This is a genomic window from uncultured Demequina sp. (assembly GCF_913055775.1).
Lineage (GTDB): Bacteria > Actinomycetota > Actinomycetes > Actinomycetales > Demequinaceae > Demequina.
Map to the genome: position 1 here is coordinate 1 of NZ_CAJXJX010000151.1, position 5,805 is coordinate 5,805.

The 5,805-nt window shown below is 71.0% G+C and carries 7 protein-coding genes; 3 read left to right on the plus strand and 4 right to left on the minus strand.

Features of this window, described 5'->3' with window-relative positions:
* Both QZ483_RS12295 and QZ483_RS12300 read right to left on the minus strand, forming a co-directional pair.
* The coding region (locus QZ483_RS12295; RefSeq protein WP_297084420.1) for a tRNA (adenine-N1)-methyltransferase at window positions 1-815 on the minus strand (815 nt) is incomplete at its 3' end.
* 62 nt (window positions 816-877) lie between these two features.
* Window positions 878-2,020, minus strand: a complete 1,143-nt coding sequence (locus tag QZ483_RS12300; protein ID WP_297084421.1) for a site-2 protease family protein — start codon at window positions 2,018-2,020, stop codon at window positions 878-880.
* A 124-nt stretch (window positions 2,021-2,144) separates the two neighbouring features.
* Between QZ483_RS12300 and QZ483_RS12305 the strand changes: the two genes are divergently transcribed.
* Window positions 2,145-2,972, plus strand: coding sequence for a PD-(D/E)XK nuclease family protein (locus QZ483_RS12305; protein ID WP_297084423.1), 828 nt, complete (start codon window positions 2,145-2,147; stop codon window positions 2,970-2,972).
* A gap of 13 nt (window positions 2,973-2,985) precedes the next feature.
* Here QZ483_RS12305 and QZ483_RS12310 read toward each other — a convergent pair whose 3' ends face one another.
* Window positions 2,986-3,675 carry an HAD family phosphatase gene (locus QZ483_RS12310; protein ID WP_297084424.1) on the minus strand — a complete coding sequence of 230 codons (690 nt, stop codon included), beginning with the start codon at window positions 3,673-3,675 and terminating at the stop codon, window positions 2,986-2,988.
* Between the two features lie 24 nt (window positions 3,676-3,699).
* On the opposite strand from QZ483_RS12310, the gene QZ483_RS12315 reads away from it, so the two are divergent.
* Window positions 3,700-4,572 carry a PAC2 family protein gene (locus QZ483_RS12315; protein ID WP_297084426.1) on the plus strand — a complete coding sequence of 291 codons (873 nt, stop codon included), beginning with the start codon at window positions 3,700-3,702 and terminating at the stop codon, window positions 4,570-4,572.
* A 138-nt stretch (window positions 4,573-4,710) separates the two neighbouring features.
* Here QZ483_RS12315 and QZ483_RS12320 read toward each other — a convergent pair whose 3' ends face one another.
* Window positions 4,711-5,574, minus strand: a complete 864-nt coding sequence (locus tag QZ483_RS12320; RefSeq protein ID WP_297084428.1) for an undecaprenyl-diphosphate phosphatase — start codon at window positions 5,572-5,574, stop codon at window positions 4,711-4,713.
* A 67-nt stretch (window positions 5,575-5,641) separates the two neighbouring features.
* Between QZ483_RS12320 and QZ483_RS12325 the strand changes: the two genes are divergently transcribed.
* Window positions 5,642-5,805: aldo/keto reductase (locus QZ483_RS12325; RefSeq protein ID WP_367117110.1), on the plus strand; the 164-nt coding region annotated here is incomplete at its 3' end.

Consider the following 5,805-nt stretch of genomic DNA (forward strand, 5'->3'; position numbering starts at 1 on the left):
CGCGTGGTCAGGAGGAATCCGGTGTGACCGATCATGCGGTGGTCGGGTCGCACCGCGAGCCCCTCGAGGTGCCAGGTGCGCACCATCGACTCCCAGGCCTGAGGCTCGGTGTAACCACCGTGGTCGCGCAGGTCTTCCGCGAGCCGGGACAGCTGCGTCGTGGTCGCCACGTAGGCGAGCAGCACTCCCCCGGGAGCCAGCGCATCGGCCGCCGCATCCAGGTTCTCCCACGGTGCCAGCATGTCCAGCACGATCCGGTCCACGGTGCCGGGCTCGGCGACCTCGGCGACCCGGTCCGCGAAGTCGCCCAACTCGAGGCGCCAGGCTGGGTGCGGCCCGTGGAAGTGGCTCTCGACGTTGGCGCGAGCGATGTCCGCGAAGTCCTCGCGGCGCTCGATCGAGATCAGCTCGCCGGCGTCGCCCACGGCGCGCAGCAGCGACATGGTGAGCGCTCCCGAGCCCACGCCGGCCTCGACCACGCGCGCGCCCGGATAGATGTCCGCCATCTGGATGATCTGCCCGGAGTCCTTGGGGTAGATCACCGCCGCGCCGCGCGGCATCGACATGACGAAGTCGCTCAGCAGCGGGCGCAGCACCAGGTACTCGTACCCGGCGGTGTTGGTGACCACCACGCCCTCGGGCTGGCCGATGATCTCGTCGTGGCTGAACTGGCCGCGGTGCGTGTGGAACGTCTTGCCCGGCTCGAGCACGATGGTGTGGTGGCGGCCCTTGGCGTCGGTGAGCTGGATGCGGTCGCCGGCGCGCAGCGGCCCGCGGCGCGCGTCAGCGCCCGTGTCGGGGGTGGCGGAAGTCACTCATCCAGTCTAGGGGCGGGCCCCGGTGCCGGTTCGCGCGCACTGGCGCGGAACCACCTGCGTCAGCGCAGCGCCTCCATCACGTCGCTCAATCGCGCAACGCCTGTCACACGGCCGCCGTCCCTCACGACCCAGCCGTCGGTCTTGCCCCACCACTGGCGCAGAGCGTCCACGAGGTCCTCACCACCCAGGCTCGCCGGCACCTCCGCGCCTCGCGGCAGCGGCATGACCACCGACGTCAGCTGCGTGGAGTCCCGATCCTCCTCGGGCACCTGTCGCGCGATGTCGACCGGGAAATGACCCGCGGGCGTCCCATCCGCGCCCAGCACCACCACCTCGCGCGCGCCGGCGGCGTCGGCTCCGGCGATCGCCTGCGACACCGAGGCCGTGTAGGTCACGCCCAGCGCGGGAACCGCGATGGACCCGGCCGAGAGCGCGTCGCGCTGGCGCAGGAACTTCGCGGCGCGCAGCGCCTGCGTCGCCGCCGGCCACAGGATGATCGCGACCAGCGCGGCCCACAGCAGGTCCGCCCACGTGGGCGCGCGTCCGGTCGCGAGCGGACCGCCCACGGCCACCGCGATCACGCCGAGCACGACCACACGGCCGCCCCACGCCGCCACGATCACGCCGCGGTAGCGGTCCCCCGTGACGCCCCAGACGATGGACTCAAGCACGCGCCCGCCGTCCATCGGGATGCCGGGCAGCGCGTTGAAGATCGCGAGCACGAGGTTCGCCCACGCGAGGTAGCGCACCAGCAGGTATGCCGTGACGTCGCCTTCGACGAGGTCGATCAGGGTCACGTCCAGCGCGCCCGTCGCGAGGACTCCCCACGCGATTCCCGCGATCGCCAGGTTGGCCACCGGTCCGGCGATGGCGGTGAGCCCAGCGACCCGCGGCGTGATGCCGCGCGCGTCGAAGCTGGTGTGGCCGCCCCACAGGGTGATGACGACCTCGTGGACCTGACGCCCCAGCGCGCGAGCGGCGGCGGCGTGCGCGAGCTCATGCAGGAAGACGGACACGAACAGCAGCACCGCCAGGATCAGCCCGATCGTGAAGCCCCGTCGGGTCAGCTCCTGGCCGTTGTTGGTGCCGAAGAACAGCGCGAGGACCGCGAGCATCAGCAGCGTGGACGGCTGGATCACGATCCGCCCGCCGAAGGCGCTGCCCAGTCGGATTCCTCGGGTTGCCTGGGGTTCCGGGGTCATGACACCACGGTAGACGGTCGCCCGCGTGCTCCCGGCCGATGCGCGGGGTGCGCCGGGCGCGGACGTCACCACCGCAACGGCTGGCATTGCGGGCGATGTCGGAGGCCGTCCCTACAGTGGTGGCATGAGCCGCGCCCCCGCCCTGTCGCCGTCGCGTGCCGGCGACTTTCGTCAGTGCCCGCTGATGTTCCGGCTGCGGGTGATCGACCGCGTTCCCGAGCCGCCGTCGATCGCCCCCAATCTGGGCACTCTCGTGCACCAGGTGCTCGAGGACATCTACGACCGGCCTGCGCGCGAGCGCACCGTCGAGACCTCCCACGCCATGGTGGTGCCTGCGTGGGAGGCGATGACCGCCAAGGATCCGGAGCTGGAGGAGCTGTTCGAGACTCCGCGCGACCTAGAGCAGTTCATCGCGGACGCCCGCGAGCGCCTGTCGACGTACTTCACGATGGAGAACCCGCAGCGCCTCGAGCCGGCCGGTCGCGAGGAGTTCGTGGAGTACCGGCTCGATGACGGCCCCAACCTGCGCGGCGTGATCGACCGCGTGGACGTCGCGCCGGATGGATCGATACGCATCGTCGACTACAAGACCGGCAGGACCCCGCACCCCCGCTACGGGCAGCAGGCCAAGTTCCAGATGCGCTTCTACGCGCTGCTGGTCGAGCGGCTGCGCGGGCGCCGGCCCACGCTGCTGCAGCTGCTGTACCTGCGCGACGGAGGCACCGTGGTGCTGCATCCCACGGACGAGGACCTCGCGATGGTCGAGCACGAGATCCGCGAGCTGTGGGACGCGATCGTCGCCGCCGCGCGCGCCGGCGACTTCCGGACGCAGAAGTCGCGGCTGTGCGACTGGTGCAGCTTTCAGGCGCTGTGCCCCGAGTTCGGCGGCACGCCGCCGCCCCTCGAGATCGCGGCGGTCGAGCGGGCGCTGGGCGTGACGCCGGGCACGTGATGCGGCGCGAACTCTAGGTCTCGGACCCGAGCTGGTCGACCGTCTCCCCCGCAGCGATCGCGGACAGCGCCGCCACGTCGAGGCCCTCGAGCGACCGCAACCGGCTCAGCCCCGGCTGGGGCTCGATCGGCATGAGGCGACGCACGGCGATGGTGGCTGCACCAGACGCGTACGCGGAACCGACTCCCGTGGGCGAGTCCTCGATCGCGACGCAGCGGGCGATGTCGACGCCGAGTTCGTCCGCCGCGGTGAGATACGCCTCAGGGTCGGGCTTGCCCTTGCTCACCCGGTCCCCGGTCACCACGACGGCGAACGCGTCCGGCGCGTGCGCCAGGAGCGCCTGCGCGAGGCGCGTGTACGACATCGTGACGAGCGCGCACGGGATGCCCGCCGCCACGACCTCGCCCAGCAGGTCACGCGCATCGGCCTGCCACGGCACGCTGTCGCGCACCTGCGCTGACACTCGAGCGAGGAGTGTGTCGATGATCTCGGTCGCCGGCAGGTCGACTCCGCGCTCGCGCAAGATTCCGGCCGAGACATCAAGCGGCCTGCCCACGAGGCTGAGCCCGTCTTCGTCGGTCCACTCGATGCCGAAGCGCTCCGCGAGCTCGGTCTCCGCCGCGATCCAGTAGGGCTCCGAGTCGATCAGGGTGCCGTCCATGTCCCACAGCACGGCGGCGGGACGAGGGTGCTGTGCGCTCACGTCAAACGAGTCTAGGGTGGATGGATGGGTACGGAGGATCGCGACACCGCCATCGGTGCGGACGAGACGGTGATGATCGCCGCGTTCGAGGGCTGGAACGATGCGGGCGGCGCGTCGACCGCGGCCGTGGACCATCTGTCCGACGCGTGGGGGGCGACTCAGCACGTCGCGATCGACCCTGAGGACTATCACGACTTCCAGGTCAGCCGGCCTGCGGTCACGCGGGTGCCGTCTGGCGAGCGCGTCATCTCGTGGCCCGGCACCGTCATCTCGACGTCGACCGGGCCCTGGCACGAGGACCGGCTGCTGGTCATGGCGCGCGGGATCGAGCCGTCGATGCGGTGGCGCAGCTTCTGCGCGGAGGTGCTGGACGCCGCGGAGGATCTGGGCGTCTCGACGCTCATCACGTGCGGCGCGCTGCTGCTCGATGTGCCGCACACGCGCCCGCTGCCGACGTTCGTCACGAGCGAGGATGCTGAGGCGCGCGAGCGGTTCGGGCTCGACAACTCGGACTACGAGGGCCCCACGGGGATCGTTGGCGTGCTGGGGCACGAGGCCGCCGCCCGCGGCATCACCGTGCTGAGCCTGTGGGTGGGCGTGCCGCACTACATCGCCCACCCGCCGAGCCCCAAGGCGACGGCGGCGCTGCTGGGTCAGCTCGAGCGGCTGCTGGGCGAGCCCATCGACCTGGGCGAGCTTCCTGACGAAGCCGAGGCGTGGCAGCGCGGCGCGGACGAGCTCACCGAGGAGGACGAGGAGATCGCGGCGCACGTCGAGCAGCTCGAGGCCGTCATGGATGAGACGAGCCTGCCCGAGGCGTCGGGCGATGCGATCGCTGCCGAGTTCGAGAAGTTCCTGCGCCGCCGCGACACGGGCGGACCCAAGCGCCCGGACTGACCCTCACTCCTGCCCCTCTGCCTCCCCGCGAAATGGATCCTTCTCGCTTGCCTCAGCCCCTAGGCGAGCGAAAAGGGCCCACTTCGCTCGTCTAAGCGCTTGGGCGAGCGAAGTGGGCCCATTTCGTGCGGGTAGCGGTCAGGCGAGGGCCGGAATCACTCCCGCGCCCAGCAGCGCGACGATGAGCGCCGACAGCCCGAGGCGGTACCAGACGAACGGCCAGTACGAGTGGTGCGAGATCAGGCGCAGGAACCACACGATCACTACGTAGCCCACGGCGAAGGCCACAAGCGCGGCGATCACGGTGTTGAGCGGTCCGGGACCACCCGCTGCGGTGAGTTCCTCGGTGTTCGAGAACAGCTGGAAGAAGCCGGACCCCAGCACCGCCGGGATCGCGAGCAGGAACGAGTACCGTGCGGCGGCCTCGCGCGTGAGGCCCAGGATCAGCCCCATCGAGATGGTGCCACCCGAACGGGACACACCCGGGATGAGAGCCATGGCCTGCGCGAGTCCGAGCAGGATCGCGTCCTTCGCGTTCAGCGTGGTGAGCTCGCGCTCCTTGCGGCCCCACTTGTCCGCGAAGCCCAGCACCAGGGCGAAGATCGCGAGCACGGCGGCCGTGATGTAGAGGTTCCGGAGACTGTTCTCGATCGCGTCCTGGAACAGCAGGCCGAGCACCACGATCGGCACGGATCCCAGGATGACCCACCAGCCCATGCGGGCGTCCGGGCTGCCCTGGCCCAACCGCGATGCACGGTCAGTGCCGTTGCGGCCGCCGAGCGCCGCGAACCACGCTCCGATGATCCGCGCGATGTCCTTGCGGAAGTACAGCAGCACCGCTGCCTCGGTGCCGATCTGGATGATCGCAGTGAACGCCGCACCGGGGTCGCCGCCGCTGGGCAGCAGCGGCCCCACGACCCGCACGTGGGCGCTCGACGAGATGGGCAGGAACTCCGTGAGCCCCTGCACCAGTCCGAGGACGACGGCTTCCCACCAACTCATGGGGGCAAGGCTAGCGCCCGCGCGTCGCGACCCGGACTGGCGCGACCGACGCGGTAGCGTCGCGTCCATGCAGCGCAGGAGGGTCGGCACCAGCGGTCTCACGGTCTCCTCGCTCGCGCTCGGCACGATGACGTGGAGCCGCGACACCGGCGCCGACGAGGCCGGCTCGCAGCTCGACGCCTTCCTCGACGCCGGTGGCACGCTGATCGACACCGCTGCGTCCTACGCTTC

Coding starts and splice junctions, on each gene's coding strand:
- QZ483_RS12300 (WP_297084421.1), bottom strand. CDS start 2,020: ATGACCCCGGAACCCCAGGCAACCCGAGGAATCCGACTGGGCAGCGCC.
- QZ483_RS12305 (WP_297084423.1), top strand. CDS start 2,145: ATGAGCCGCGCCCCCGCCCTGTCGCCGTCGCGTGCCGGCGACTTTCGT.
- QZ483_RS12315 (WP_297084426.1), top strand. CDS start 3,700: ATGGGTACGGAGGATCGCGACACCGCCATCGGTGCGGACGAGACGGTG.
- QZ483_RS12320 (WP_297084428.1), bottom strand. CDS start 5,574: ATGAGTTGGTGGGAAGCCGTCGTCCTCGGACTGGTGCAGGGGCTCACG.